This is a genomic window from Streptomyces inusitatus (assembly GCF_014651115.1).
GTDB lineage: Bacteria > Actinomycetota > Actinomycetes > Streptomycetales > Streptomycetaceae > Streptomyces > Streptomyces amakusaensis.
Genome location: NZ_BMWG01000002.1, coordinates 306,597 through 331,794 on the forward strand (window position 1 = coordinate 306,597; position 25,198 = coordinate 331,794).

The 25,198-nt window shown below is 66.9% G+C and carries 37 protein-coding genes; 2 read left to right on the forward strand and 35 right to left on the reverse strand.

Features of this window, described 5'->3' with window-relative positions:
- Window positions 1–338 precede the first annotated feature (338 nt).
- On the reverse strand, window positions 339–1,961 hold the full coding sequence (locus IE247_RS05160; RefSeq protein WP_190121684.1) for an ABC-F family ATP-binding cassette domain-containing protein: 1,623 nt from the start codon (window positions 1,959–1,961) through the stop codon (window positions 339–341).
- Between the two features lie 68 nt (window positions 1,962–2,029).
- On the opposite strand from IE247_RS05160, the gene IE247_RS05165 reads away from it, so the two are divergent.
- On the forward strand, window positions 2,030–2,962 hold the full coding sequence (locus IE247_RS05165) for a hypothetical protein (protein ID WP_190121685.1): 933 nt from the start codon (window positions 2,030–2,032) through the stop codon (window positions 2,960–2,962).
- Here the strand turns inward: IE247_RS05165 and truA are convergent.
- From truA to IE247_RS05335, 34 genes are all read right to left on the reverse strand, one after another.
- Window positions 2,933–3,802 (reverse strand): tRNA pseudouridine(38-40) synthase TruA, encoded by an 870-nt coding sequence (truA, locus tag IE247_RS05170; RefSeq protein WP_190121686.1) that lies wholly within the window; start codon window positions 3,800–3,802, stop codon window positions 2,933–2,935. The two genes, IE247_RS05165 and truA, sit on opposite strands and share 30 nt — an antisense overlap.
- A 91-nt stretch (window positions 3,803–3,893) precedes the next feature.
- Window positions 3,894–4,397, reverse strand: coding sequence for a 50S ribosomal protein L17 (rplQ, locus tag IE247_RS05175; RefSeq protein ID WP_190121687.1), 504 nt, complete (start codon window positions 4,395–4,397; stop codon window positions 3,894–3,896).
- A 144-nt stretch (window positions 4,398–4,541) separates the two neighbouring features.
- Window positions 4,542–5,564 carry a DNA-directed RNA polymerase subunit alpha gene (locus IE247_RS05180; RefSeq protein WP_003956430.1) on the reverse strand — a complete coding sequence of 341 codons (1,023 nt, stop codon included), beginning with the start codon at window positions 5,562–5,564 and terminating at the stop codon, window positions 4,542–4,544.
- A gap of 223 nt (window positions 5,565–5,787) precedes the next feature.
- Window positions 5,788–6,192 (reverse strand): 30S ribosomal protein S11, encoded by a 405-nt coding sequence (gene rpsK, locus IE247_RS05185; protein WP_003956432.1) that lies wholly within the window; start codon window positions 6,190–6,192, stop codon window positions 5,788–5,790.
- A gap of 100 nt (window positions 6,193–6,292) precedes the next feature.
- Window positions 6,293–6,673, reverse strand: coding sequence for a 30S ribosomal protein S13 (rpsM, locus tag IE247_RS05190; RefSeq protein WP_190121688.1), 381 nt, complete (start codon window positions 6,671–6,673; stop codon window positions 6,293–6,295).
- 198 nt (window positions 6,674–6,871) lie between these two features.
- Window positions 6,872–6,985: a 50S ribosomal protein L36 gene (gene rpmJ / locus IE247_RS05195; protein ID WP_003956441.1), complete on the reverse strand. Its 114-nt coding sequence runs from the start codon at window positions 6,983–6,985 to the stop codon at window positions 6,872–6,874.
- Between the two features lie 65 nt (window positions 6,986–7,050).
- Window positions 7,051–7,272, reverse strand: a complete 222-nt coding sequence (gene infA, locus IE247_RS05200) for a translation initiation factor IF-1 (RefSeq protein WP_003956442.1) — start codon at window positions 7,270–7,272, stop codon at window positions 7,051–7,053.
- A 203-nt stretch (window positions 7,273–7,475) separates the two neighbouring features.
- Complete coding sequence (map, locus tag IE247_RS05205; protein ID WP_190121689.1) at window positions 7,476–8,312, reverse strand: type I methionyl aminopeptidase; 837 nt, start codon at window positions 8,310–8,312, stop codon at window positions 7,476–7,478.
- A gap of 198 nt (window positions 8,313–8,510) precedes the next feature.
- Window positions 8,511–9,170, reverse strand: a complete 660-nt coding sequence (locus IE247_RS05210) for an adenylate kinase (RefSeq protein WP_190121690.1) — start codon at window positions 9,168–9,170, stop codon at window positions 8,511–8,513.
- Window positions 9,170–10,489 (reverse strand): preprotein translocase subunit SecY, encoded by a 1,320-nt coding sequence (gene secY, locus IE247_RS05215; protein WP_190121691.1) that lies wholly within the window; start codon window positions 10,487–10,489, stop codon window positions 9,170–9,172. Before secY ends, IE247_RS05210 begins: the two co-directional genes overlap by 1 nt.
- A 257-nt stretch (window positions 10,490–10,746) precedes the next feature.
- The gene (gene rplO / locus IE247_RS05220; protein WP_190121692.1) at window positions 10,747–11,202 is read right to left on the reverse strand and encodes a 50S ribosomal protein L15; all 456 of its coding nucleotides are present in this window, start codon (window positions 11,200–11,202) and stop codon (window positions 10,747–10,749) included.
- A gap of 1 nt (window position 11,203) precedes the next feature.
- A complete protein-coding gene (gene rpmD, locus IE247_RS05225) occupies window positions 11,204–11,386 on the reverse strand; it encodes a 50S ribosomal protein L30 (protein ID WP_005313525.1) in 183 nt (60 codons plus the stop codon).
- On the reverse strand, window positions 11,386–11,991 hold the full coding sequence (rpsE, locus tag IE247_RS05230) for a 30S ribosomal protein S5 (RefSeq protein WP_190121693.1): 606 nt from the start codon (window positions 11,989–11,991) through the stop codon (window positions 11,386–11,388). The genes rpmD and rpsE overlap by 1 nt, the downstream gene beginning before the upstream one ends.
- A 45-nt stretch (window positions 11,992–12,036) precedes the next feature.
- Window positions 12,037–12,420 (reverse strand): 50S ribosomal protein L18, encoded by a 384-nt coding sequence (gene rplR / locus IE247_RS05235; RefSeq protein ID WP_153486742.1) that lies wholly within the window; start codon window positions 12,418–12,420, stop codon window positions 12,037–12,039.
- Between the two features lie 3 nt (window positions 12,421–12,423).
- A complete protein-coding gene (rplF, locus tag IE247_RS05240; protein WP_190121694.1) occupies window positions 12,424–12,963 on the reverse strand; it encodes a 50S ribosomal protein L6 in 540 nt (179 codons plus the stop codon).
- Window positions 12,964–12,983: 20 nt separating this feature from the next.
- Entirely contained in the window at window positions 12,984–13,382 is a 399-nt protein-coding gene (gene rpsH, locus IE247_RS05245) for a 30S ribosomal protein S8 (RefSeq protein ID WP_190121695.1), read from the reverse strand.
- Between the two features lie 263 nt (window positions 13,383–13,645).
- Window positions 13,646–13,831 carry a type Z 30S ribosomal protein S14 gene (locus tag IE247_RS05250; protein ID WP_003956452.1) on the reverse strand — a complete coding sequence of 62 codons (186 nt, stop codon included), beginning with the start codon at window positions 13,829–13,831 and terminating at the stop codon, window positions 13,646–13,648.
- A gap of 3 nt (window positions 13,832–13,834) precedes the next feature.
- Window positions 13,835–14,392 carry a 50S ribosomal protein L5 gene (gene rplE, locus IE247_RS05255; protein WP_190121696.1) on the reverse strand — a complete coding sequence of 186 codons (558 nt, stop codon included), beginning with the start codon at window positions 14,390–14,392 and terminating at the stop codon, window positions 13,835–13,837.
- Window positions 14,392–14,715 carry a 50S ribosomal protein L24 gene (rplX, locus tag IE247_RS05260; protein ID WP_190121697.1) on the reverse strand — a complete coding sequence of 108 codons (324 nt, stop codon included), beginning with the start codon at window positions 14,713–14,715 and terminating at the stop codon, window positions 14,392–14,394. The genes rplE and rplX overlap by 1 nt, the downstream gene beginning before the upstream one ends.
- A 2-nt stretch (window positions 14,716–14,717) precedes the next feature.
- Window positions 14,718–15,086, reverse strand: a complete 369-nt coding sequence (rplN, locus tag IE247_RS05265) for a 50S ribosomal protein L14 (protein WP_003956455.1) — start codon at window positions 15,084–15,086, stop codon at window positions 14,718–14,720.
- A gap of 123 nt (window positions 15,087–15,209) precedes the next feature.
- Window positions 15,210–15,497: a 30S ribosomal protein S17 gene (gene rpsQ, locus IE247_RS05270; protein WP_190121698.1), complete on the reverse strand. Its 288-nt coding sequence runs from the start codon at window positions 15,495–15,497 to the stop codon at window positions 15,210–15,212.
- Window positions 15,497–15,721 carry a 50S ribosomal protein L29 gene (gene rpmC, locus IE247_RS05275; protein ID WP_153486748.1) on the reverse strand — a complete coding sequence of 75 codons (225 nt, stop codon included), beginning with the start codon at window positions 15,719–15,721 and terminating at the stop codon, window positions 15,497–15,499. Before rpmC ends, rpsQ begins: the two co-directional genes overlap by 1 nt.
- Entirely contained in the window at window positions 15,721–16,140 is a 420-nt protein-coding gene (gene rplP / locus IE247_RS05280; RefSeq protein WP_072485538.1) for a 50S ribosomal protein L16, read from the reverse strand. Before rplP ends, rpmC begins: the two co-directional genes overlap by 1 nt.
- Before the next feature lie 5 nt (window positions 16,141–16,145).
- Complete coding sequence (gene rpsC, locus IE247_RS05285; RefSeq protein ID WP_190121699.1) at window positions 16,146–16,979, reverse strand: 30S ribosomal protein S3; 834 nt, start codon at window positions 16,977–16,979, stop codon at window positions 16,146–16,148.
- Window positions 16,979–17,326 carry a 50S ribosomal protein L22 gene (gene rplV, locus IE247_RS05290; RefSeq protein WP_153486751.1) on the reverse strand — a complete coding sequence of 116 codons (348 nt, stop codon included), beginning with the start codon at window positions 17,324–17,326 and terminating at the stop codon, window positions 16,979–16,981. The genes rpsC and rplV overlap by 1 nt, the downstream gene beginning before the upstream one ends.
- 42 nt (window positions 17,327–17,368) lie before the next feature.
- Window positions 17,369–17,650, reverse strand: a complete 282-nt coding sequence (rpsS, locus tag IE247_RS05295) for a 30S ribosomal protein S19 (RefSeq protein WP_030351437.1) — start codon at window positions 17,648–17,650, stop codon at window positions 17,369–17,371.
- A 12-nt stretch (window positions 17,651–17,662) separates the two neighbouring features.
- Window positions 17,663–18,499, reverse strand: a complete 837-nt coding sequence (gene rplB, locus IE247_RS05300) for a 50S ribosomal protein L2 (protein ID WP_190121700.1) — start codon at window positions 18,497–18,499, stop codon at window positions 17,663–17,665.
- Between the two features lie 39 nt (window positions 18,500–18,538).
- Window positions 18,539–18,859, reverse strand: coding sequence for a 50S ribosomal protein L23 (rplW, locus tag IE247_RS05305; RefSeq protein ID WP_190121701.1), 321 nt, complete (start codon window positions 18,857–18,859; stop codon window positions 18,539–18,541).
- Window positions 18,859–19,509, reverse strand: a complete 651-nt coding sequence (rplD, locus tag IE247_RS05310; protein ID WP_190121702.1) for a 50S ribosomal protein L4 — start codon at window positions 19,507–19,509, stop codon at window positions 18,859–18,861. The genes rplW and rplD overlap by 1 nt, the downstream gene beginning before the upstream one ends.
- 5 nt (window positions 19,510–19,514) lie before the next feature.
- Window positions 19,515–20,159 carry a 50S ribosomal protein L3 gene (gene rplC / locus IE247_RS05315; protein WP_190121703.1) on the reverse strand — a complete coding sequence of 215 codons (645 nt, stop codon included), beginning with the start codon at window positions 20,157–20,159 and terminating at the stop codon, window positions 19,515–19,517.
- 14 nt (window positions 20,160–20,173) lie between these two features.
- The gene (gene rpsJ, locus IE247_RS05320) at window positions 20,174–20,482 is read right to left on the reverse strand and encodes a 30S ribosomal protein S10 (RefSeq protein ID WP_003948644.1); all 309 of its coding nucleotides are present in this window, start codon (window positions 20,480–20,482) and stop codon (window positions 20,174–20,176) included.
- 458 nt (window positions 20,483–20,940) lie between these two features.
- Window positions 20,941–21,456, reverse strand: coding sequence for a hypothetical protein (locus tag IE247_RS05325; RefSeq protein ID WP_229868672.1), 516 nt, complete (start codon window positions 21,454–21,456; stop codon window positions 20,941–20,943).
- 4 nt (window positions 21,457–21,460) lie between these two features.
- The gene (locus tag IE247_RS05330; protein WP_190121705.1) at window positions 21,461–23,248 is read right to left on the reverse strand and encodes an alpha/beta hydrolase; all 1,788 of its coding nucleotides are present in this window, start codon (window positions 23,246–23,248) and stop codon (window positions 21,461–21,463) included.
- A gap of 7 nt (window positions 23,249–23,255) precedes the next feature.
- Window positions 23,256–23,714, reverse strand: a complete 459-nt coding sequence (locus tag IE247_RS05335) for a hypothetical protein (protein ID WP_190121706.1) — start codon at window positions 23,712–23,714, stop codon at window positions 23,256–23,258.
- Between the two features lie 508 nt (window positions 23,715–24,222).
- On the opposite strand from IE247_RS05335, the gene IE247_RS05340 reads away from it, so the two are divergent.
- Window positions 24,223–25,101, forward strand: coding sequence for a hypothetical protein (locus tag IE247_RS05340; RefSeq protein ID WP_190121707.1), 879 nt, complete (start codon window positions 24,223–24,225; stop codon window positions 25,099–25,101).
- The last annotated feature ends 97 nt before the right edge of the window (window positions 25,102–25,198 follow it).

Consider the following 25,198-nt stretch of genomic DNA (forward strand, 5'->3'; position numbering starts at 1 on the left):
TGTGCCCGAGGGCACCAGGAGTGGGTCCTGACAAGGCCAGCCGGACGACGACGACAGCTGTGGCAGCACTACGGGGACGCAACCCGAGCGCTTGCCGCTGGTCATCAGCCGGTGGACCGGCGTAAGGGCCCCTCACGTGAGATAGAGCAAGCCAATACGCATAACGAAGCAGAAGCTTACCCGCGCACCGCCGGACGGGTCAAAACGCCGGGGCGGCGACCCGTCCGGACGGCCCCACCAGGCACTGGGCCACATCCCCGGAAATCCCTACAGAGCGCCCGGCGGGCACCCGGGCCGCGAAGGCCGCCCCGAAGGGCGGAAACCGGCCAGAAAGGGCCTCAGCGGGCCCGCTCGACCCGACGCTCGTCCCACACCGGCCCATCGGTCTCCCGGACCACCCCGTCCGAGCCGAAAACCAGATAGCGATCGAACGAACGAGCGAACCATCGGTCGTGGGTCACCGCCAGCACCGTCCCCTCGTACGACTCCAGACCGTCCTGGAGCGCCTCGGCGGACTCCAGGTCCAGGTTGTCTGTCGGCTCGTCCAGCAGCAGCGCCGTGGTGCCCGCCAGCTCCAGCAGCAGGATCTGGAAGCGCGCCTGCTGCCCGCCCGAGAGCTTGTCGAAGCCCTGGTCGCCCTGGCGCTCCAGCTCGTACCGCCGCAGCACCGACATCGCGCCGCCCCGGTCCTTGGCGTGCTCGGTCCACAGGATGTCCACCAGCGTGCGGCCCATCAGCTCCGGGTGGGCGTGCGTCTGCGCGAAGTGACCGGGCACCACCCGGGCGCCCAGCTTCCAGGAACCGGTGTGCGCCACCGTCCCCTCCCCCGCCAGCAGCCGCAGGAAGTGCGACTTCCCCGAGCCGTTCGACCCCAGCACCGCGACCCGCTCGCCGTAGAAGACCTCCAGGTCGAACGGTTTCATCAGACCGGTCAGCTCCAGCCCCTGACAGGTCAGCGCCCGCACCCCGGTACGCCCGCCGCGCAGCCGCATCCGGATGTCCTGCTCGCGCGGCGGCTCCGGCGGCGGACCCACGTCCTCGAACTTCTTGAACCGGGTCTGCATCGCCCGGTAGCGCGACGCCATGTCCGGGCTGATCGCCGCCTGCTGCCGGAGCCGGAAGACCAGCGCCTTCAACCGGGCGTGCTCCTCGTCCCACCGCCGCTTCAGCTCCTCGAAGCGCGCGAACCGCTCCTTGCGTGCCTCGTGGTACGTGTCAAAACCGGCGCCGTGCACCCAGATGTCCGAGCCCGCCGGGCCCGGCTCCACACTGACGATCTTCTGCGCCGTACGAACCAGCAGCTCACGGTCGTGGGAGACGAAGAGGACCGTCTTACGGGTCTCCTTCAGCCGCTCCTCCAGCCAGCGCTTGCCCGGAACGTCCAGATAGTTGTCCGGCTCGTCCAGCAGCAGCACCTCATCGGGCCCCCGCAGCAGCGCCTCCAGCGCCAGCCGCTTCTGCTCGCCGCCGCTCAGCGTCCGCAGCTCGCGCCACTGCGCCTTCTCGTACGGGACGCCCAGCGCCGCCATGGTGCACATGTCCCAGAGCGTCTCCGCCTCATAGCCGCGCGCCTCCGCCCAGTCGCTCAGCGCCTGCGCGTACCGCATCTGCGCGGCCTCGTCGTCGACGGTCAGGATCAGCTCCTCCGCCTCGTCGACCGCCCGCGCCGCGTCCCGCACCCGGGGCTGGGCCAGCGACACCAGCAGATCCCGTACGGTCCGCCCGTCCCGCACCGAGCCGATGAACTGGCTCATCACACCCAGCCCGCCGCTGACCGACACCGAGCCGCCGTGCGGCTCCAGCTCCCCCGAGATCAGCCGCAGCAGCGTCGTCTTGCCCGCGCCGTTCGCGCCGACCAGCGCGACCACCGCCCCTTCGCCCACCCGGAACGAGGCGTCGCCGAGGAGCACCCGCCCGTCGGGAAGGTAATACTCCAGATGTGCCGCCTCAAGATGTCCCATAACGCGATTCTCGCCCCCGCCGCCCACAGGACCCAACCGGTTTAAGGCCAGGCCCTAAGATTCGCGGCATGAGCTTTGGCCAGGGGGGACCTCCATGGGGGTCCGGCGGACAGCATCAGGATCCTTACCACTCCCAGCAGGGGGCGCCCGGTCCCTTCGATCCGCGGGGGACGGGACCGTCCGGCGGAACTCCCGACTGGGCCGCGCTCGCCGATCAGTCGGCGGCCCGCTCCCGCCGCAAGCGCTGGCTGCTGATCGGCGGCGGAATCCTCGCCACCGCCGCGATCGCCGGCCTGGTGGCGACCGCGATCGTCTCCCGGGACGGCCGCGGCGACGCCGCATCCCCCAAGGGCACCGCGAGCGCGCTGCCCGGCCCGCAGGAGCTGCCCGGCGAGTCCGCCGAGCCGGACCCCGCCTTCTCCTCCGTCGCACCGCCCACCGCGCCCGACCCCAAGGACTTCGTCTCCAGCGAGCTGAAGGACACCGCCCCGCTGACCGTCGACACCCTCTTCCCCGGCCGAAAGCTCACGATGGGCGGCCGGGCGTACGCCAAGGGCGCGGTCGCCCGTACCGTCCAGTGCGCCCCCGCCACCCAGGGCGGCCTCGGCACGGTCCTCCGGGACAACGGCTGCGACCAGGTCTTCCGCGCCACGTACAGCCGCGACGGCATCGCGGTCACCGTCGGGATAGCGGTCTTCGGCCGGGAGAGCGAGGCCAAGCGGGCCGTCTCCCGGACCACCAGGGGCAAGACCATCGCCCCGCTGATGAGCCCCGGCGTGCCCACCTTCTGCAAGGGCGGCCCGGTCTGCCGCTACACCGCGAACTCCTACGGCCGCTACGCCTATTTCACCGCCACCGGCTACACCACGCCCAAGTCGGTGACCCCCGGCGACCGCCCGGCGTTCCAGGCCGGCGACGATCTGGCGGAGTTCACCTTCCGCCAGATCGTCCGCCGGGGCAACGCCCAGGCGTCAGCAGCAGTTGTCGACCCCGCCGGCTGACCCGGGCAGCGACCGCTTGTTGCGGGCCTCCCGGTTCCGGGCGGCCAGCAGCTCGTCGGCGGGGTAGCCGACCTCCTCCAGGGTCAGCCCGTGCGGGCGTACGACATGCACGGCCGAGTCCCGTACGCCCGCCGCCAGCACCTCGGCGGGCCACTGGACCGGCCGGTGCCCGTCGCCCACGAACAGCAGCGCGCCCACCAGCGAGCGCACCATGTTGTGGCAGAAGGCGTCGGCCCGCACGGTCGCGGTGACGATCCCCGACTCATCCCGCTCCCAGGAGAGCCGCTGAAGGGTGCGGATGGTCGTCGCGCCCTCGCGCTTCTTGCAGTACGCGGCGAAGTCGTGCTCCCCCACCAGACCGGCCGCCGCCTCGTTCATGGCCTCGACGTCCAGCGGCCAGTCGTGCCAGAGCACATGCCCGCGGAGCAGCGGGTCCACCCCGCCCGGCTCGTCGGTCACCCGGTAGGCGTACCGCCGCCAGATCGCCGAGAAGCGCGCGTTGAACCCCGCCGGGGCCTCGGTCACCCGCCAGATCCGCACATCGCGCGAGAGCCGCCCGGCGAGCCGCTTCAGCAGCTTCTCCCGGTGCTCCTCCCAGACCTCGACGGGCAGATCGACATGCGCCACCTGCCCGCGCGCGTGCACCCCGGCGTCGGTGCGGCCCGCCACGGTCAGCTCATACGTCCGGGCGGACCGGGTCACGGTCCGCAGCGCGTCCTCGATGTCCCCCTGGACGGTGCGCCGCCCGCCGGCCTGCTTGGCCCACCCGGAGAAGTCTTTTCCGTCGTACGACAGATCCAGCCGCACCCGGACCGACCCGGGCTCCACGTCATCACTCACTCGACAAATCCTCTCAGAGTCCCCGAACAGCGGAACGGGCCCGCTCCCCGGAGGGAGCGGACCCGTTCACAGGTCACCGGAGCGCTGTGGCTCAGGCGTCCTTGGACTCCTCGGCGGCCTCGGCCGGCTTGGCGTCCTCGACGGCCTCGGCGGACGCGTCGTCCTTCTTGAGGGCGTCTTCCTTGACCGCGCGCTTGGCGGCGGCCTCGGCCTCGGCGACGGTGGCCTTCTTGGCGATCTCGCCCTCGACCAGCTCGATCATGGCCATACGAGCGTTGTCACCGCGGCGGTTGCCGACCTTGGTGATACGGGTGTAGCCACCCGGGCGCTCGGCGTACCGGGGAGCGATCTCGGTGAAGAGCGCGTGCACGATGCCCTTGTCCGTGATCGTCTGCAGCACCAGGCGACGGTTGTGGATGTCGCCCTTCTTCGCCTTGGTGATCAGGCGCTCCGCGACCGGACGCAGGCGGCGGGCCTTGGCCTCGGTCGTGGTGATGCGGCCGTGCTCGAACAGCTGCTTCGCGAGGTTCGCGAGAAGCAGACGCTCGTGCGCGGCGCTGCCGCCCAGACGGGCACCCTTGGCAGGCTTCGGCATGGTGTTTCTCCTTGTGTGCTGCACCGGCCGTATCAGGTACCGGTGTCAGTTCCCCCGAGGCGGCTGCCACGGGAAAGTCTTTCGGGGCCGGGGCCCCGGGGCCGGGCCCGCGGAATCAATCCCGCGAGCCCCGCCGGAGGCGAATCAGTACTGCTCGGTCTCCACGAAACCGGCGTCCGCGTCGTCGTCCGCGCCGAAGGCGTCGGCCGCAGCGGTCGGGTCGAATCCGGGAGGGCTGTCCTTGAGCGCCAGGCCCATGCCCGCCAGCTTCGCCTTGACCTCGTCGATCGACTTGGCGCCGAAGTTGCGGATGTCGAGCAGGTCCGCCTCGGAGCGGGCGACGAGCTCGCCCACCGAGTGGATGCCCTCACGCTTGAGGCAGTTGTACGAGCGGACCGTGAGCTCAAGCTCCTCGATCGGCAGCGCCAGGTCGGCGGCGAGGGCGGCGTCCGTGGGGGACGGGCCCATGTCGATGCCCTCGGCGTCGATGTTCAGCTCGCGGGCGAGACCGAACAGCTCGACCAGGGTCTTGCCGGCGGAGGCCATGGCGTCGCGCGGGCGCATCGCCTGCTTGGTCTCGACGTCGACGATCAGCTTGTCGAAGTCGGTGCGCTGCTCGACACGGGTCGCCTCGACCTTGTACGTGACCTTGAGCACCGGGGAGTAGATGGAGTCGACCGGGATCCGGCCGATCTCCTGGCCCACCTGCTTGTTCTGGACGGCGGAGACATAGCCGCGACCGCGCTCGACGGTCAGCTCCATCTCCAGCTTGCCCTTGCCGTTCAGCGTGGCGAGAACCAGGTCGGGGTTGTGCACCTCGACACCGGCCGGGGGCGCGATGTCGGCGGCGGTGACCAGACCCGGGCCCTGCTTGCGCAGGTACATCACGACCGGCTCGTCGTGCTCCGAGGAGACGACCAGCTGCTTGATGTTGAGGATCAGGTCGGTGACGTCCTCCTTGACGCCCGGCACGGTGGTGAACTCGTGCAGGACACCGTCGATACGGATGGACGTGACCGCCGCACCCGGGATCGAGGAGAGGAGCGTACGGCGCAGGGAGTTGCCGAGGGTGTAACCGAAGCCCGGCTCCAGCGGCTCGATCACGAACCGGGAGCGGTACTCGTCGACGACCTCTTCGGTCAGCGAGGGACGCTGAGCGATCAACATGTGAATCGGTCCTTCAGTCGGGGGCGCCCACTATTTGACGCCCGACATATGTGAGACAAGGGTACGGGCGGCACGGCCCGAAAAGGGGTCGTACCGCCCGGACACTCAGCTGAAGCGAGCGTCAGACGCGACGGCGCTTCGGCGGACGGCAGCCATGCTGCGGATATGTGGGGGATAACCCCCACACCCCCAGCAAGGTGAGCCGGCCTGGGTGCAGCCTGCGTCAGACGCGACGGCGCTTCGGCGGACGGCAGCCGTTGTGCGGCGTGGGGGTGACGTCCTGGATCGAGCCGACCTCAAGGCCGGTGGCCTGGAGGGAGCGGATCGCGGTCTCACGGCCGGAGCCGGGACCCTTGACGAAGACGTCGACCTTGCGCATGCCGTGCTCCTGCGCGCGGCGGGCGGCCGACTCGGCGGCCATCTGCGCGGCGAAGGGGGTGGACTTGCGCGAGCCCTTGAAGCCGACGTGGCCGGCGGAGGCCCAGGAGATCACGTTGCCGGACGGGTCCGTGATCGAGACGATCGTGTTGTTGAACGTGCTCTTGATGTGCGCGTGGCCGTGAGCGACGTTCTTCTTTTCCTTGCGGCGCACCTTCTTGGCAGCGCCCTGACGACCCTTGGGGGGCATCTATATCTCCTACGGGAGGTGGTCGGTCCTACAGCGAAGACCGCTTGGCTGTGCGGGGCTCGGAGGTCGCCCTCCGGCGTTCCGCAGCGTCCGCTGAGGACTACTTCTTGCCCGGCTTCTTCTTGCCGGCGATGGCGCGACGCGGGCCCTTGCGGGTACGAGCGTTCGTGCTGGTGCGCTGGCCGTGGACCGGCAGGCCGCGACGGTGGCGCAGACCCTGGTAGCAGCCGATCTCGACCTTGCGGCGGATGTCGGCCTGGATCTCGCGGCGGAGGTCACCCTCGGTGCGGAGGTTGGCGTCCACGTACTCGCGGATCTTGACCAGGTCCTCTTCGGCCAGGTCACGAACGCGGGTGTTCGGGTTCACGCCGGTCGTGGCGAGGATCTCCTTGGACCGGGTGCGCCCGATACCGAAGACGTAGGTGAGTGCGATCTCCACGCGCTTTTCACGCGGGATGTCGACACCGGAAACGCGTGCCATTCAACGGCTCCTGTGTTTTCGGGGGTCTTCCACAGAACCGGATCCCGACCGCCGACCCCACTGATGTGGAGTGGTACGTCCGGGTCCCCGGCCCCCGCCGGAGGTGTCGCCGGCCCGTTGCACGGGCTGGGCGGGTTCTGCGTATGTACGAATTGCTCGCGTCGCGCGAAGAACTGCGGTAGTGCAGATCGGTGTGCGTCAGCCCTGGCGCTGCTTGTGGCGCAGGTTGTCGCAGATGACCATGACCCGACCGTGACGGCGGATCACCTTGCACTTGTCGCAGATCTTCTTGACGCTCGGCTTGACCTTCATGGGATGTCAGGTTCTCCGGGTCAGTGCCGACACCAGTCCCGAAACCGGGAAAGGCGCGACAAGATCTACTTGTACCGGTAGACGATCCGGCCACGCGTCAGGTCGTACGGAGACAGCTCCACCACGACCCTGTCGTCCGGGAGGATACGGATGTAGTGCATCCGCATCTTGCCGGAGATGTGCGCGAGGACCTTGTGACCGTTCTGAAGCTCCACCTTGAACATCGCGTTCGGGAGGGACTCGATCACGGTGCCCTCGATCTCGATGGCACCTTGCTTCTTGGCCACGCTTCGCCCTTCGAATCGGCTACCTTGATCGACTCCCGACACCCCGTATGCAGACACACGGGTACACGAGAGCCGACGCATCAGTCTACGTCAGCCCATTCGAAATGACTAATCCTGCATGAATGCCCAGCCTGGAAGATCCTTACGCCCCGCCGCCGGGCCCGGAATCACGGGCCCGGCGGGTGGAGGACAGTGGGACCGGCTCAGCCCAGCGGGTCGGGCGCGGCGGTGATCCCCAGCTCGGCGAGCTTGGCGCGGCCGCAGTCGGGCGAGGTGAGCACCAGAGGGCCCTCCTCGGTGACGGCGACGGAGTGCTCCCAGTGCGAGGACCAGGTGCCGTCCGTGGTGATCACGGTCCAGTCGTCGGAGAGCACCTCGGTCTGCGGCGTGCCGAGCGACACCATCGGCTCGATGGCCAGGCAGAAGCCGGGGACCAGCTTGGGACCCTTGCCGCGCTTGCGGGCGACGTAGTTCAGCAGATGCGGGTCCATGTGCATCTCGGTGCCGATGCCGTGCCCGCCGTAGTCCTCGATGATCCCGTACCGGCCGCCGCCGGGCTTCGGCTGGCGGCGGATGTAGGTCTCGATGGCCCGGGAGACGTCCACCAGCCGGTTGCCCTGCTTCATGGCGGCGATCCCCGCCCACATGGACCCCTCGGTGACCCGGGACAGCTCGATCAGCTCCGGGGCGTGACCGCCGCCCACGAAGACGGTGAAGGCCGCGTCCCCGTGCCAGCCGTCGATGATCGCGCCGGCGTCGACGGAGAGGATGTCGCCGTCCTTGAGGACGGTCTTGTCGTCCGGGATGCCGTGGACGACGACCTCGTTCACCGAGGTGCAGATCGTGGCGGGGAATCCGCCGTATCCGAGGAAGTTCGACTTGGCCCCGTGGTCGGCGATCACCTTCCGGGCGACCTCGTCCAGATCCTTGGTGGTGGCGCCCGGCACGGCGGCCTCGCGGGTCGCGGCGTGGATCGCGGCGACGACCAGCCCGGCCTCGCGCATCTTCGCGATCTGCTCCGGGGTCTTGATCTGCACCATGGCCTTTTGCCTGCCCCTCTGTGCGGCGGGCCCGCCGCCGCTTTCGCGGAGGCGATCGCGCTCCGCTGTGGTCTCTTCATTATTGGCCGGTGCCCGTGGCGCCGCTCAGCGGTACGGACGGACACCGCTCAACAGTACGGCCGCGATGCCCTGGGGACATCGCGGCCGTACCGTTCAGTAACGCTTACCGCTTTACCGCTACGCCTTCTCGGGCTTCTTCAGCGCGTCCATCGCACGCCCGGTCACATCGGTGACCTTGCCGAGCGCCGAGATCGTCACCACGAGGCCCTGGCCCCGGTAGTAGTCGATGATCGGCTCGGTCTGGGTGTGGTAGACCTCAAGACGCTTCCGGACGGTGTCCTCGGAGTCGTCGTCGCGCTGGTACAGATCGCCGCCGCAGGTGTCGCAGACACCCTCGTGCTTCGGCGGGGAGTACGTCACATGGAAGACATGGCTGGAGTCGTTGCGGCAGATCCGGCGACCCGCGATCCGCTTCACGACCTCGTCCTCGGGGACCTCCAGGTCGAGCACCGCGTCCAGCGTCATGCCCTCGGACTTCAGCATCGCGTCCAGCGCCTCGGCCTGCGAGACATTGCGCGGGAAGCCGTCGAGCAGGAAGCCGTTCTCGGCGTCCGGCTTTTCCATCCGGTCCTTGGCCATGCCGATGGTGACCTCATCGGGCACCAGCTCTCCCGCGTCCATGAAGGACTTCGCCTTCAGACCGAGGTCTGTGCCCTTGCTGATATTGGCACGGAAGAGGTCGCCCGTTGAGATGTGCGGGATCGAGAGGTTCTCGGCAAGGTACGCGGCCTGCGTTCCCTTGCCGGCACCAGGAGGCCCGACGAGGACGATTCGCATCAGCGGAGGAACCCTTCGTAATTGCGCTGCTGGAGCTGGCTCTCGATCTGCTTCACGGTCTCCAGACCCACACCCACGATGATGAGGATGCTCGTCCCGCCGAACGGGAAGTTCTGGTTCGCGCCTCCGAAGCCTGCCAACGCCATCGTCGGGACAAGAGCAATCAGACCCAGGTACAGCGAGCCCGGCCAAGTGATCCTGTTGAGCACGTAGCTCAGATACTCGGCAGTAGGTCGACCAGCCCGGATTCCCGGGATGAAGCCACCATACTTCTTCATGTTGTCGGCGACTTCCTCGGGGTTGAACGAGATAGCCACGTAGAAGAACGCGAAGAACACGATCAGGAAGAAGTACGCGGTGATGTAGTACGGATGGTCACCCTTGACGAAGTACGACTCGATGAACGTCTTCCACCCGGACGTACCGCTGGAGAACTGAGCCACCAGCGCCGGGATGTACAGCAGCGACGAGGCGAAGATGACCGGGATGACACCGGCCTGGTTCACCTTGAGCGGGATGTACGTGGAAGTGCCGCCGTAGGAACGCCGGCCGATCATGCGCTTGGCGTACTGCACGGGGATTCGGCGCTGGGCCTGTTCCACGAAGACGACCAGGCCCACCATCACGAAGCCGATCAGGATGACGGTGCCGAACTCGATCCAGCCCTGGGCGAGCTTGCCGCTCTCCTTGATGGCCCACAGGGCGCCGGGGAAGCCGGCCGCGATCGAGATGAACATCAGGATCGACATGCCGTTGCCGATACCGCGATCGGTGATCAGCTCACCGAGCCACATGGTGGCGGCGGTACCGGCGGTCATGGTGACCACCATGACGATCGTGGTGTAGATGGATCTGTCCGGCACGATCTGATTGGCGACCTGACAGCCACTGAACAACGCGCCGCTGCGAGCCGTGGCGACCAGGCCGGTGCCCTGGAGTACCGCGAGGGCGACCGTCAGATAACGGGTGTACTGGGTAATCTTCGCGGTTCCGGACTGCCCCTCCTTCTTGAGGGCCTCCAGTCGCGGAATGACCACGGTCAGCAGCTGCAGGATGATGCTCGCCGTGATGTACGGCATGATGCCCAGCGCGAAGATGGTGATCTGCAGCAGCGCTCCGCCACTGAACATATTCACCAGGCCGAACAGGCTGTTGTTACTCTCCGAAGCCTGTTTGACACAGAACTGTACGTTCTGATAATCGATGCCCGGAACCGGGATGTGCGACCCGATCCTGTACAGCACGATGATGCCGAGCGTGAAGAGCAGTTTCTTGCGCAGGTCGGGCGTCTTGAACGCCCGGGCGAACGCGGTCAGCACGGTGCCTCCTGCGACCCCCGCGCTACTGCGTCAGAGGTGACGGTCTTGAGGATCGACGAATACGAATCAGACAATCCCTCACGGCCCCTGAGCAAGCGGACCATGCGGGCACGAGGACAGAGCCCCCGCATCTTTACAGCAACAGTGCACGCCACCTTACCGGCGACAGTGCCCCCCTTGGAACGACCAACCGGGGATGCCCCATTTGAGAGGGCATCCCCGGTCGGATGTTTCAGCCTTTAGCCACTGAACTGGTCTCAGACGAGCTCGGTGACGCTACCGCCGGCAGCGGTGATCTTCTCCTTGGCGGAGCCGGAGACGGAGTCAACCGTCACCGTCAGCGCCACGGAGATCTCGCCCTGGCCCAGGACCTTGACGAGGCTGTTCTTGCGAACCGCGCCCTTGGCGACCAGACCGGCCACCGTGACTTCGCCACCCTCGGGGTAGAGCGAAGCGAGCTTCTCCAGGTTGACAACCTGGTACTCGGTGCGGAACGGGTTCTTGAAGCCCTTGAGCTTCGGGAGACGCATGTGGAGGGGCATCTGCCCACCCTCGAAGCGCTCCGGAACCTGGTAGCGGGCCTTGGTGCCCTTGGTTCCACGACCAGCGGTCTTACCCTTGGACGCCTCGCCTCGACCCACACGGGTCTTGGCGGTCTTGGCACCCGGGGCGGGACGGAGGTTGTGGAGCTTCAGCGGGTTGTTCTCCGCCATGTCAGTCGACCTCCTCAACCGTCACGAGGTGGCGGACGGTGTGAACCATTCCGCGGAACTCGGGGCGGTCCTCCTTGACAACCACGTCGTTGAGCCGCTTGAGGCCCAGCGAACGCAGCGTGTCGCGGTGGTTCTGCTTGCTGCCGATGTACGACTTCGTCTGCGTGATCTTGAGGCGGGCCATTACGCACCCGCTCCCGCACGCGCACGAAGCAGAGCCGCGGGGGCGACGTCCTCAAGGGGCAGACCACGGCGAGCCGCGATCTCCTCGGGACGCTGCAGGCCCTTGAGGGCCGCCACGGTCGCGTGCACGACGTTGATCGCGTTGTCGGAGCCGAGCGACTTCGACAGGATGTCGTGAACGCCGGCGCACTCCAGAACGGCGCGCACCGGGCCACCGGCGATAACACCGGTACCGGGGGAAGCAGGCTTGAGCAGAACGACGCCTGCGGCCTTCTCGCCCTGGATGGGGTGCGGGATGGTGCCCTGGATACGGGGAACCTTGAAGAATGCCTTCTTGGCCTCTTCAACACCCTTGGCGATCGCGGCCGGCACCTCCTTGGCCTTGCCGTAACCGACACCGACGGTGCCGTCACCATCGCCCACCACGACCAGCGCGGTGAAGCTGAAGCGACGACCACCCTTCACAACCTTGGCGACGCGGTTGATCGCGACAACGCGCTCAACGTACGCGGTCTTCTCGGCGGCGGCTGCGCCGCCGTCACGGCCCTTCCGGTCCCGCCGCTCGCCGCCACCGGCACCGCTTCCGCGGCGCTGGGGTCCAGCCATTGGATTACCTCTCTCTGTTACGTCCGTTAGTCCCGGAACCGGGGCTTAGAACTTCAGCCCGGCTTCGCGGGCGGCGTCAGCCAGAGCGGCAATGCGCCCGGCGTACCTGTTGCCACCACGGTCGAAGACGACAGCCTCGACGCCGGCGGCCTTGGCGCGCTCAGCGACCAGGGCACCGACCTGCTTGGCCTGGGCGCTCTTGTCACCCTCGCCACCGCGGATCGAGACGTCCAGGGTCGACGCCGACGCGAGCGTGTGGCCCGCGATGTCGTCGATGACCTGAGCCACGATGTTGCGGTTGGAACGCGTCACGACCAGGCGCGGACGCTCCGGCGTACCGGAGACGTGCTTGCGGACGCGGATGTGGCGTCGCTTGATGGCAGCGCGCTTGTACGCGTCGCCCTTAGCAATCTTGACACCGTATGCCATGGCTTACTTACCCGCCTTTCCGACCTTGCGGCGGATGACCTCGCCCGCGTACTTGACGCCCTTGGCCTTGTACGGGTCAGGCTTCCGCAGCTTGCGGATGTTCGCGGCGACTTCGCCGACCTTCTGCTTGTCGATGCCCTCGACCGAGAACTTGGTCGGCGACTCGACCTTGAAGGAGATGCCCTCGGGCGCCTCCACCGTGATCGAGTGGCTGTAACCGAGCTGGAACTCCAGGTTGGAGCCCTTCGCGGCGACGCGGTAACCGACACCGCTGATTTCGAGCGCCTTGGTGTATCCCTGGGTCACACCGGTGATCATGTTCGCCACCAGCGTGCGGGACAGGCCGTGAAGGGCCTTGTTCTGACGCTCGTCATTCGGGCGAACGACGTTGAGCACGCCGTCCTCACCCTTAACGATCTCGATCGGCGCGGCGACGGTGTGGATCAGGGCGCCCTTGGGGCCCTTCACCGCTACCGTGCGGCCATCGATGGTGACGTCCACACCGGCGGGAACCTGGATGGGGAGCTTGCCGATACGCGACATTGCTTTTCCTCCGTTCCCGACTACCAGACGTAGGCGAGGACTTCCCCACCCACGCCCTTCTTCTGAGCCTGCTGGCCGGTCAGGAGACCGTGCGACGTGGAGATGATCGCCACGCCGAGGCCACCGAGAACCCTGGGCAGGTTGGTGGACTTCGCGTACACGCGGAGGCCCGGCTTCGAAATCCGCTTGATGCCCGCGATGGAGCGCTCACGGTTCGGACCGAACTTGAGCTCCAGGACGAGGTTCTTGCCGACTTCGGCGTCCTCGACCTTCCAGCCCGTGATGAAGCCCTCCTGCTGGAGGATCTCCGCGATGTGCGACTTGATCTTGCTGTGCGGCATCACGACGGAGTCGTGGTATGCCGAGTTCGCGTTACGCAGACGCGTCAGCATGTCTGCGATGGGATCAGTCATGGTCATGAATTGGCCTTCGGCCTCTCTCGCCGGGGTTTCCTGTATGCGCCATCCCTCTCCCCACACAGGGGCGGGACGGGTGCGGCGCGGGGACCTACGGCGTAGTAAGTCGTACGGGCGGCGGACGCCCAACCCTCCCAGCCTAAGCCATGGAGAGAGGGGCCTCCGCCAGCCCTCTGCTTACCGAGAGACTCCAGTGATCCGATTCAACGCCGCCGTCCTGAGCCGCTCCCCTCAAGGAGCGGTGTCCGGACGACGAGTTGAAAGGACTACCAGGAGCTCTTGGTCACGCCCGGCAGCTCGCCGCGGTGAGCCATCTCACGAAGGCACACACGGCAGAGGCCGAACTTGCGGTACACGGAGTGGGGACGACCGCAACGCTGGCAGCGCGTGTAGGCACGCACGCCGAACTTGGGCTTGCGGGCGGCCTTGGCAATGAGAGCCTTCTTCGCCACGGCTCACGCCTCCTTGAACGGGAAGCCGAGGTGACGGAGGAGCGCGCGGCCCTCAGCGTCGTTGGTCGCCGTGGTGACCACGGTGATGTCCATACCCCGGACGCGGTCGATCTTGTCCTGGTCGATCTCGTGGAACATGACCTGCTCCGTGAGACCGAAGGTGTAGTTGCCACGGCCGTCGAACTGCTTGGGGGACAGACCACGGAAGTCGCGGATGCGCGGAAGCGCGAGCGACAGGGTGCGGTCCAGGAACTCCCACATGCGGTCGCCACGAAGCGTGACGTGGGCACCGATCGGCTGGCCCTCACGCAGCTTGAACTGCGCGATGGACTTACGGGCCTTGGTGACGGCCGGCTTCTGACCGGTGATCGTGGTGAGGTCCTTGATGGCACCGTCGATCAGCTTGGAGTCGCGGGCGGCGTCGCCCACACCCATGTTGACCACGATCTTGACGAGGCCGGGAACCTGCATGACGTTCTCGAACGAGAACTCCTCAAGCAGCTTGCCCTTGATTTCCTCGCGGTACTTCGTCTTGAGACGCGGAGTGGTGGTGGTAGCCATCAGATGTCCTCACCCGTCCGCTTGGCAACGCGGATCTTGTTGCCCTCGTCGTCGAAGCGGTAACCGACGCGGGTCACAACCTTGTTGCCGTCCTTCTCCACAACGAGCTGAACATTGCTCACGTGGACGGGGGCCTCGGTGGTGATGATCCCACCGGTCTGCGAACCGCGAGCGGTCTGACCGGCCTTGGTGTGCTTCTTGACCCGGTTGACACCCTCGACCAGGACGCGGTCCTCGCGGGGGAAGGCCTGAATGACCTTGCCCTGCTTGCCCTTGTCCTTACCGGTGATGACCTGAACCAGGTCGCCCTTCTTGATCTTCATGCTTACAGCACCTCCGGCGCGAGCGAGATGATCTTCATGAACTTCTTCTCGCGCAGCTCACGGCCCACCGGGCCGAAGATACGGGTGCCACGAGGGTCGCCGTCGTTCTTGAGAATGACAGCGGCGTTCTCGTCGAAGCGAATGTACGAGCCGTCCTGGCGGCGGCGCTCCTTGACGGTGCGAACGATGACCGCCTTGACGACGTCACCCTTCTTCACGTTGCCACCGGGGATCGCGTCCTTGACGGTGGCGACAATGACGTCACCGATGCCCGCGTAGCGGCGACCCGAGCCACCGAGAACACGGATGCAAAGGATCTCCTTGGCACCAGTGTTGTCGGCGACACGCAGTCGCGACTCCTGCTGGATCACGTCTATCTCCTGATTTGTCTGCCGGTTCCCGGCGAGGGGTCCGTCTCCGGAGCCCCTCGCCGAGCCTGGCGGAACTGACCCGAGGGGCCCCCGTCGATCACTCGACGGGGCCTCGGGTATGGATTACTTGGCCTTTTCGAGGATCTCGACGACACGCCAGCGCTTGGTGGCGGACAGCGGCCGGGTCTCCATGATGAGGACACGGTCGCCGATGCCGGCGGCGTTCTGCTCGTCGTGAGCCTTGAGCTTGTTCGTACGGCGGATGACCTTGCCGTACAGCGCGTGCTTCACACGGTCCTCGACGGCGACGACGACGGTCTTGTCCATCTTGTCGCTGACGACCAGACCCTCGCGGGTCTTACGGAAACCGCGTGCGGCGGTGTTCTCTTCAGTCACGTTGCTCTCGCTCATCAGGCGCTCTCCACCGTCTCGATGCCGAGCTCGCGCTCACGCATCAGGGTGTAGATCCGGGCGATGTCCTTGCGGACGGCCTTCAGCCGGCCGTGGTTCTCAAGCTGCCCGGTCGCCGCCTGGAAGCGGAGGTTGAACAGCTCTTCCTTGGCCTCGCGGAGCTTGTTGACAAGCTCCTCGCCGCCCAGCTCGCGCAGTTCGGACGCCTTGGTTCCGGCCGACATCACGCCTCACCTGCCTCGCGCCGAACGATGCGGCACTTCATCGGAAGCTTGTGAGCAGCGCGGGTGAGCGCCTCACGAGCAATCTTCTCGTTCGGGTAGGAGAGCTCGAACATCACCCGACCGGGCTTGACGTTCGCGATCCACCACTCGGGGGAACCCTTACCGGAACCCATGCGGGTCTCGGCGGGCTTCTTGGTCAGCGGGCGGTCCGGGTAGATGTTGATCCAGACCTTGCCGCCACGCTTGATGTGGCGGGTCATCGCGATACGCGCCGCCTCGATCTGGCGGTTGGTCACGTACGCCGGAGTGAGGGCCTGAATGCCGTACTCGCCGAACGCAACCTGCGTACCACCCTTGGACATACCACTGCGCTTGGGGTGGTGCTGCTTGCGGTGCTTGACCCTACGGGGGATCAGCATGTCGGTCAGGCCTCCGTTCCGGTGCTCTCAGCCGGAGCAGCGGCAGCGGCGTCGGCCTTGGGGGCCTCGGCTGCGGCGTTCTGCTGCGGCTTACGACCGCGACCGCCACGCTCGCCACCACGGCCACCACGGCCGGCGGGGCGGTCGTTGCCGCCACCACGGGCCGGACGGTTGCCGGCGCGGGCAGCGGCGTTCTCGGCGCGGACCTCGGCGATGTTCTTGACGTCGCCCTTGTAGATCCAGACCTTCACACCGATACGGCCGAAGGTCGTCTTGGCCTCGAAGAAGCCGTACTCGACGTTCGCGCGGAGCGTGTGCAGCGGCACACGGCCCTCGCGGTAGAACTCCGAGCGGGACATCTCGGCGCCGCCGAGACGGCCACCACACTGGATCTTGATGCCCTTGGCGCCCGCCTTCATCGCCGACTGCATGCTCTTACGCATGGCGCGACGGAAGGAGACACGGGAGGACAGCTGCTCGGCGACGGCCTGGGCCACCAGCTGAGCGTCCACCTCGGGGTTCTTGACCTCAAGGATGTTCAGCTGAACCTGCTTGCCGGTCAGCTTCTCCAGCTTGCCGCGGATCTTGTCGGCCTCGGCGCCACGGCGACCGATGACAATGCCCGGGCGAGCGGTGTGGATGTCCACACGGACGCGGTCACGGGTGCGCTCGATCTCAACCTTCGAGATGCCGGCGCGCTCCATGCCGGACGTCAGCATCCTGCGGATGGCGACGTCTTCCTTGACGTAGTCCTTGTACAGCTTGTCGGCGTACCAGCGGGACTTGAAGTCCGTGGTGATACCGAGCCGGAACCCATGCGGGTTAACCTTCTGGCCCATTACCGGGTTCCTTCCTTGCTGCTGACGACCACGGTGATGTGGCTGGTCCGCTTACGGATCCGGTAGGCGCGACCCTGGGCGCGCGGCCGGAACCGCTTCAGGGTCGGACCCTCATCCACGTACGCCTCGCTGATGATCAGCGTGGAGGCGTCACTGTGGTCGTAGTTGTGCGCGGCGTTGGCAATGGCGCTGTCCAGCACCTTGCCCACCGGCACGCTCGCGGCCTGCGGGGCGAAACGCAGGACCGCCTGAGCCTCCGTGGCATCCATGCCACGGATGAGGTCCACCACGCGGCGGGCCTTCATGGGCGTGACGCGGATGTACCGCGCCTGGGCCCTGGCTTCCATGGTTGTCCCTTCAGTGTCTGTCATGATCGGTCACACCCCGCCTTAGCGGCGCTTCGACTTCCGGTCGTCCTTGACGTGGCCGCGGAAGGTGCGCGTCGGCGAGAACTCGCCGAGCTTGTGGCCGACCATCGACTCGGTGACGAACACCGGGACGTGGATCTTGCCGTTGTGCACCGCGATGGTGTGGCCCAGCATTGCCGGGACGATCATCGAGCGACGGGACCAGGTCTTGATGACGTTCTTGGTGCCTGCTTCGTTCTGTACGTCCACCTTCTTGATCAGGTGGTCGTCGACGAAGGGCCCCTTCTTGAGACTGCGCGGCATCTAAACCCGCTCCTAGCGCTTCTTGTTCGTCTTGCGGCGGCGGACGATGTACTTGCTGCTCGCCTTCTTGGGAGAACGAGTACGACCCTCCTTCTGACCCCACGGGCTGACCGGGTGACGACCACCGGAGGTCTTGCCCTCACCACCACCGTGCGGGTGGTCAACCGGGTTCATCGCGACACCGCGGACGGTCGGGCGAACGCCCTTCCAGCGCAGTCGGCCGGCCTTGCCCCAGTTGATGTTCGACTGCTCGGCGTTGCCGACCTCGCCGATGGTGGCGCGGCAGCGGGCGTCGACCAGGCGAATCTCGCCGGACGGCATACGAAGGTGGGCCATCGTGCCCTCCTTCGCCAGCAGCTGCACGGAGGTGCCCGCGGAACGGGCGAACTTCGCGCCGCCGCCGGGCCGCAGCTCGATGGCGTGGATGGTCGTACCGACCGGGATGTTGCGCAGCGCCAGGTTGTTGCCGGGCTTGATGTCAGCACCCGGACCGTTCTCTACGCGGTCACCCTGCGACAGGCCACGCGGGGCGATGATGTAGCGCTTCTCACCGTCCGCGTAGTGCAGCAGCGCGATACGCGCGGTGCGGTTGGGGTCGTACTCGATGTGAGCGACCTTCGCCGGCACGCCGTCCTTGTCGTGACGACGGAAGTCGATCACACGGTAGGCGCGCTTGTGGCCACCGCCCTGGTGGCGGACGGTCACACGACCGGTGTTGTTACGGCCACCCTTGCTGTGCAGAGGGCGGACCAGCGACTTCTCCGGCGTGGACCGCGTGATCTCGACGAAGTCGGCGACGCTGGAGCCACGACGGCCCGGAGTCGTCGGCTTGTACTTGCGGATACCCATTTCTCAGTCCTCGTCCGATATTCGGACCAGGGCGCTCCGTTAGGAGGCCTGGCCGAAGATGTCGATACGGTTGCCCTCGGCAAGGGTCACGATGGCGCGCTTGGTGTTGGCGCGCTTGCCGAAACCGGTGCGGGTGCGCTTGCGCTTGCCCTGCCGGTTGATCGTGTTGACCCCAGTGACCTTGACCGAGAAGACCGCTTCCACGGCCTGCTTGATCTGGGTCTTGTTGGCACGCGGGTCGACGATGAACGTGTACTTGTTCTCGTCGAGCAGCGCGTAGCTCTTCTCGGAAACAACCGGCTTGACGAGGATGTCGTGCGGGTCCGTGAAGGTCTTGGTGGTGACGGTCGCCTCAGCCATCAGGCGTCGCTCCCTTCGGTCTCGTTGGCCTCGGGGCCAGACACGAAGGTCTCGAAGGCGGCCTGAGTGAAGACCACGTCCTCGGAGCGGATCACGTCGTACGTGTTCAGCTGGCCCGGCTCCAGGATGTGCACCTGGGGCAGGTTGCGGGCGGACAGCCACGCGGCCTCGTCGGAACGCTCGACGATCAGGAGCGTGTTCTTGCGCTCCGAGATCTTGCCGATCAGCGTACGGACGGACTTGGTGGAGACGCCACCCTCGACCACGCCGGTGACGACGTGGATGCGCGAGTTGCGTGCCCGGTCGGTGAGGGCACCGCGCAGGGCGGCGGCCTTCATCTTCTTCGGGGTCCGCTGCGAGTAGTCGCGCGGCGTGGGGCCGTGCACGACGCCACCGCCGGCGAACTGCGGGGCGCGGGTCGAACCCTGACGGGCGCGGCCGGTGCCCTTCTGGCGGTAAGGCTTCTTGCCACCACCGCGGACCTCGCCACGACGCTTGACCTTGTGCGTGCCCTGACGGGCGGCGGCCAGCTGCGCGACGACGACCTGGTGGATCAGCGGGATGCTGACCTTGGCGTCGAAGATCTCGGCCGGGAGCTCAACGGTCCCGGTCTTGTCGCCCGCGGGCGACAGAATGTCAATGGTGCTCATAGTCCTCAGGCCCCCTTGGCCGCAGTGCGGACCAGGACCAGTCCGCCGTTGGGACCAGGAACCGCGCCCTTGATAAGGAGCAGGCCCTTCTCCGCGTCAACGGCGTGGATGGTCAGGTTCTGGGTGGTGACCCGCTCGTTGCCCATCCGGCCCGCCATGCGCATGCCCTTGAACACACGACCCGGGGTGGCGCAGCCACCGATGGAGCCGGGCGAACGGTGCTTGCGCTGGGTGCCGTGACCGGCGCCGAGGCCCTTGAAGTTGTGACGCTTCATGACACCGGCGAAGCCCTTGCCCTTGCTCTTGCCCGTGACGTCAACCTTGACGCCGGACTCGAACACGGCCGCGGTGATCTCCTGGCCGAGCGTGTACTCGCTGGCGTCGGAGGTGCGGAGCTCCACCAGGTGGCGGCGGGGGGTCACGTCGGCCTTGGCGAAGTGACCCTTGAGGGGCTTGTTCACCTTGCGAGGGTCGATCTCGCCGAAGGCGATCTGGACCGACTCGTAGCCGTCGGAGTCATTCGTACGGACCTGGGTAACGACGCAGGGCCCAGCCTTGACGACAGTGACCGGGACGACACGGTTGTTCTCGTCCCAGACCTGGGTCATGCCGAGCTTCTCGCCCAGGACGCCCTTGATCTGCTTTGCCATCTCTTCCGTGCCTCTCAGAGCTTGATCTCGATGTCAACGCCGGCCGGAAGGTCCAGGCGCATCAGCGAGTCAACGGTCTTGGGCGTCGGGTCGAGGATGTCGATCAGGCGCTTGTGCGTGCGCATCTCGAAGTGCTCGCGCGAGTCCTTGTACTTGTGCGGAGACTTGATGACGCAGTACACGTTCTTCTCAGTGGGAAGCGGCACCGGGCCTGCGACCGACGCACCAGTGCGAGTCACCGTCTCGACGATCTTCTTCGCCGAAGAGTCGATGACCTCGTGGTCGTAGGCCTTGAGCCGGATGCGGATCTTCTGTCCCGCCATGGCTACTTCGTAGTCCTGTCTGTTTGTGGAAACGCTCTGGCAACTCGGTGAGTACCGCACTCTTGTCCGACCCACGCGGTCGGGCGTGTCGCACTCCCTCTACGCAGAAATCCCGAAGGATTTCCCAACCAAGGGGGTGCGGGCCCAGCCCGCGCATCAGAGGGAAGAGCTCCCGCCGAGTGCCTGGCCGGCACCCCACTGACACTTCCCGGAAGATTCCCGTACGTCCGCCCCAGCGCTGCCCAGGGGCAGATGGCGCGACGAGTACTGTGGGACTCGCTTCCGGTCCTCCCGGCGGGAGGCGTGCAGCATTGGCACTCAACCGAGCAACCCCGACAGTCTGCCATACCGGGCACCGACCTGGCCAATCGAGCCGTAGAGAGTACCCCAGCTCACCGAGCGCTACGCCCCTGGGACACCCCGAAGGCGATCAGGGACGCAGCCTGGGCGGTGAGGCCTCAGAAGTGCTCGACCCGCTGCCCGTCCGGAACCTGGTAGCAGCCGGAGACGACGGTCACAGAGAGGTTCTGCGGGGTGCCCTTCGCCTTGTGGACGATGTTCACGCTGAACTTCCGCTCGTCGTTGTCAGCGGTCAGGTTCAGATTCTTGTTCTGACTGGAGTCCGGGCCGTACTCGACGATCTTCCAGCCGCGCCCGGGAAGCTCGGCCTTGAGTCGCTCCATGACCTCCGCGAGCTGATCGCCCGAGGCCGGAACGAAGCTCCAGGGGTGATACATCGTGAAGTATTTTTCCCGGTCCTTCCCATCCCCGCACTCGCTGACCCCGGGGCCGGGCTCGGACGACTCCCCCTTGATCCCGATGAGGTCAAGAAGTTCGCTGGAGATCTGCTTCGTGGCGCTGGTGGCCTCCTGAACGCTCTTCGTGCCCGCCGAAGGGACGGAATTACCTGAATCACCCATAGCGCATCCCGTGATCAAGGCGAGCGCCAGCCCGAGGGGCAGAGCCGCGGCCAATTGCTTAATCTTCAATTTTCACATCCCCGTATTGCCCCACCACTACCGATGCTTGGTTCTGCAAGCTGGTGGTATTGGGTTCCCAGTAGTCGCTGTGCCCCGAGGTGCCCGTGACCATCTGGTTCGCGCCGAACGCCGCATCACTCGGAATGATCATCACGCCGCCGCCCATGCTCCACTCATTACCGCTGTGCGCAGCACGGCCGAAGTCCGGAACCACGTCCCAGGCCGCCTCCTGGTTCCAGACGTGTCCCTGGGGCACGTCCATTCGCCCGGCGGAACCGACCTGGACACCCGGGCTGCCCGCGAAGATCACATCATCCGCGTTCAGATCGCCCTGCCGGGCGGCGGAGCCAATGAGCGTCGAGCCGTACGAGTGGCCGATGGCAGTGGTGTGGCTCGGCGTGTCGACGGCCCGGGAGGTGTCCAGCCCGTCGAGGAACCGGTTGTACGCCGGTGCCCCCTCGTCGGCATAGTGACTGAACGCCGCGTCCTTGGCGATGCTCTGAGGCGCGTCGTAGCCGAGCCAGGTGATCGTGGAGACCGAACCGGCCCCGACGGCCCTGTCAGCGTCCCGCCAGAGGTTGGTCATGCGGTTGATGTCTCCGCCGATACTCCCGAGATTGGTGGTCGTACCAGGAACGTAGACCGCCGTGTGATCGGCCGTATCGGGATTGCCGTTGGCAATGATCGCCCGGCCGGTTCCCTCGGCGCTGAACCCGAGCAGATACGCCTCCGGCAGCCCTTCAGCCCCTGTTTTGGCGAACCGCTCCTCGATGCTCTGCATGCCCTTGAGCGAATGAGTGAGACGTTCGTAGTCCTCGCCGTATTTCTGCAGCCACTCCTTGTACTCGACCGTGGGCACTCTGTGGCCGGCCTTGCCGTGCGCGAGAGTGACGTACTTGTTCGTCGGTGGCGGCGGCAGCAGGTCGAGCGCCGCCTGGTACTGCCCCTGCTTCTGTGCGAGGACCGTACGGTTTGCCTCGTCCCGCACCCCCGCAGGGAGGCCGTCGAGGGCTCCGACGCTCGCCGGGTTCATGGTGATGTGGGCGTCGCGCTCCTCGTCGGAGAGGCTCTTCCACCACTGGGCGTTCTCGGCGGGCGACGCGTCCTTCGGCGGCCCGGCGATCGCGTCGAGGTACCGGTCGGCGGCTCCCCGCGCCCCGCTCGCGTCAGAGCCGGTGTCCGCCCAGTCCCGGGCGGAGACGGTGAGGTCGTCGTCCGCCCTCAGGGAGCGCAGCTGCGGCGCCCATTTCTCGTCGGCGGCCGTGGCCTCCGCCAGCGCGGTGGAGATCCGGTCGGCGATGCCCTGGGCGCGGGCCGCGTACGGGTTCGGGCTCAGATTCGCGGCCTGGCGGCCGACGGCCTGGGCCTGTGGGGTGCTGTAGCCCCCGGTGGAGCCTCCGTCGGGGATCGCGCCGTTGACCTTGTCCGGACCGGCCGGGTAGGTCACCGTCCCGTCCGGGTTCACGGTCATCCGATCTGCCTGAGCGTCGACGATGGCAGCCTCCAGCTTCCGCTTGGCGGCGGCCATGTCGAAGGCGAAGCCGTTCAGGGCCGTACTGACCACACCGCACTCGGTTTGGGTGTACTGAAAATTCGCGCCCAGCTCCTGAAGCTCGACATGGGCCGCGTCCGCCGCCTCGCCTTCCAAGGAGTTCCGCATCCCGGCGGCGACGCTGGTCTCCAGCCGATCCTTGGCCGTCCGGGCCATGTCCGCGAGGGCCCGGTATCCGTCAGCCGCGCTCTCGTACTCGGCCGGCTTCAGTTCCTTGAGGGTTTTGAGGTCCACTCCCCCATCACCTGCCCTGCGGTGCGCCGCCGCCGACGGCCGCCGTGTCCGCGTACGCCGACTTCACCCTGTCGAACTCGCCCTTCACGGCCTCATCGGTCCTGAGCTGGTCGTGCCCCACCTGCTCCAGGATCTTCTGGAGGCTCCCGCACCGCTTGCCGACGTCCTCCGCGTACCGTTTCCACGAGGCGTACAGCTCCTTCTGCGCCGCAGCGCTGAGGCACCCCTCGCCCTCACCGAGCCCCGCCTGCCCGTCCGCCAGCTTCCCGAGCGCGGTACCGACGGGCCCGCGCAGCGACCCCACTCCCTCGCCGGCGGATAACCACGCCTTCTTGCTGGATTTCAGCCCGCCCGTCCCCGCTCCGGCGGACGACCCCGTCTCGGCGGACAGCTGATTCAACTGTGTTCCGCCAGACTGCCGTTCGGCCACTCCGGCCTTGATCTGCTCCCACTCGTCCCACGCCATGAACCGCGTACTCCCCCTCGTCCCCGTTCAAACCACTTCGGACCCTATCCGCGACGGCGGAGCAGTCGACCGAAGGGCGGTAACCATGGCCTATGCACGGGGTATTGGCGGCCGAATCACGGCCATGCCGGTTCCGGCGGCATGCGTCCTCCTCCACCTCGCCGCCCGGCCTCACCCGCACGGGTGAACATGGCCAACTTGGCTGGTAATAGGAGGGGTTGGGTGCCCTACGCTCGCGGCACGACCTGATCGCAGACATGCGACGGCCCCCGCCGGGACGGCAATCCCACCGCGAGGGCCTGACCACCGGGAAGTAGGAGCTTCCCCGCTGGACAGCCGTCAGCCTAGCGCCCCCACGCACCCTCCGTCCGGCCTCACGGACCCGGTGCCTCGCCCTACCCGCGACACGCGGCGCTGACACCACTCGTACGGCGTCACTCACGCCGACTCGCCCGCATCACGCGCTTCTCGGTCAGCCGATCCGCTGCTCCCACTACCCAGGAATCCCATGGTCAGCTCACCGCACGAGGCGATGCACCGCATCTTCCAGGAGTACCCGGAACTGTTCACCGGGGTCTCCCAGGTGCTCGGCCTCAACTTTCCCTCACCTGTCTCGACGACCGTTCTGCCGACCGACCTCACCGAGTCCCGGCCCGTCGAACGGCGTGTCGACACCCTGCTGAGGTTCGACTTCGACACGGAAGACGGCCGCGCATTTCTTCTCGCCGTGGAGGCCCAGGGCAAGAAGGACCCGGACAAGCCGGGCAGCTGGGCCTACTACCTCTCGTACCTGTATACGAAGTACCAGGTCCCGCCCCTGCTCCTGGTCATCTGCCAGGACCGCGCCACCGCCGAATGGGCCGCCCGCCCGGTCACCATCGGCCCGGCCGAGTGGCCCTCGCTCACCCTGCGCCCTCTGGTGGTGGGCCCGCACAACATGCCCTTGATCACCAATGCGGCCGAGGCCCGCAAAGACCTGGCATTCGCCACTCTGGCGGCGATTACACACGCCGCCGAACCGGAGGCCGGTGCCATACTCAAAGCGATGTCCACCGCTCTGCGGGACGTGCCGGAAACCATCGCCAACCCCATCGTCGAACTCATCGCTCAAGGCCTGGGCAAGCGCCCGGTCGCACAACAGTGGAGGAATCTGGTGGCCGTGGACCTTTCGTTCTACACATCTCCCATGTCTGAAGAACTCCGAGCCGAAGGTGAGGTCAAGGGCCTGTCCCGGGGCATCCTGGTCGCCCTGGAGCAGCGCGGCGTGACCGTCTCCGACGAGGCCCGCCTTCGCATCACGGGCTGCGCCGACCCCGAGCTCCTGGACACTTGGCTTGTCCGCGCCTTCACCGTGTCGGCCGCCGAAGAGATCTTCGAAGAGGCGTAGCCCACCGCTGCCCGAGAGGTATCCCCCCACCGCCTGCGGGGATACCTCTCGGGCTGCCTGCGGTCCGGTCCACCCCCCCCCCCCCCGCCCGAGCCCG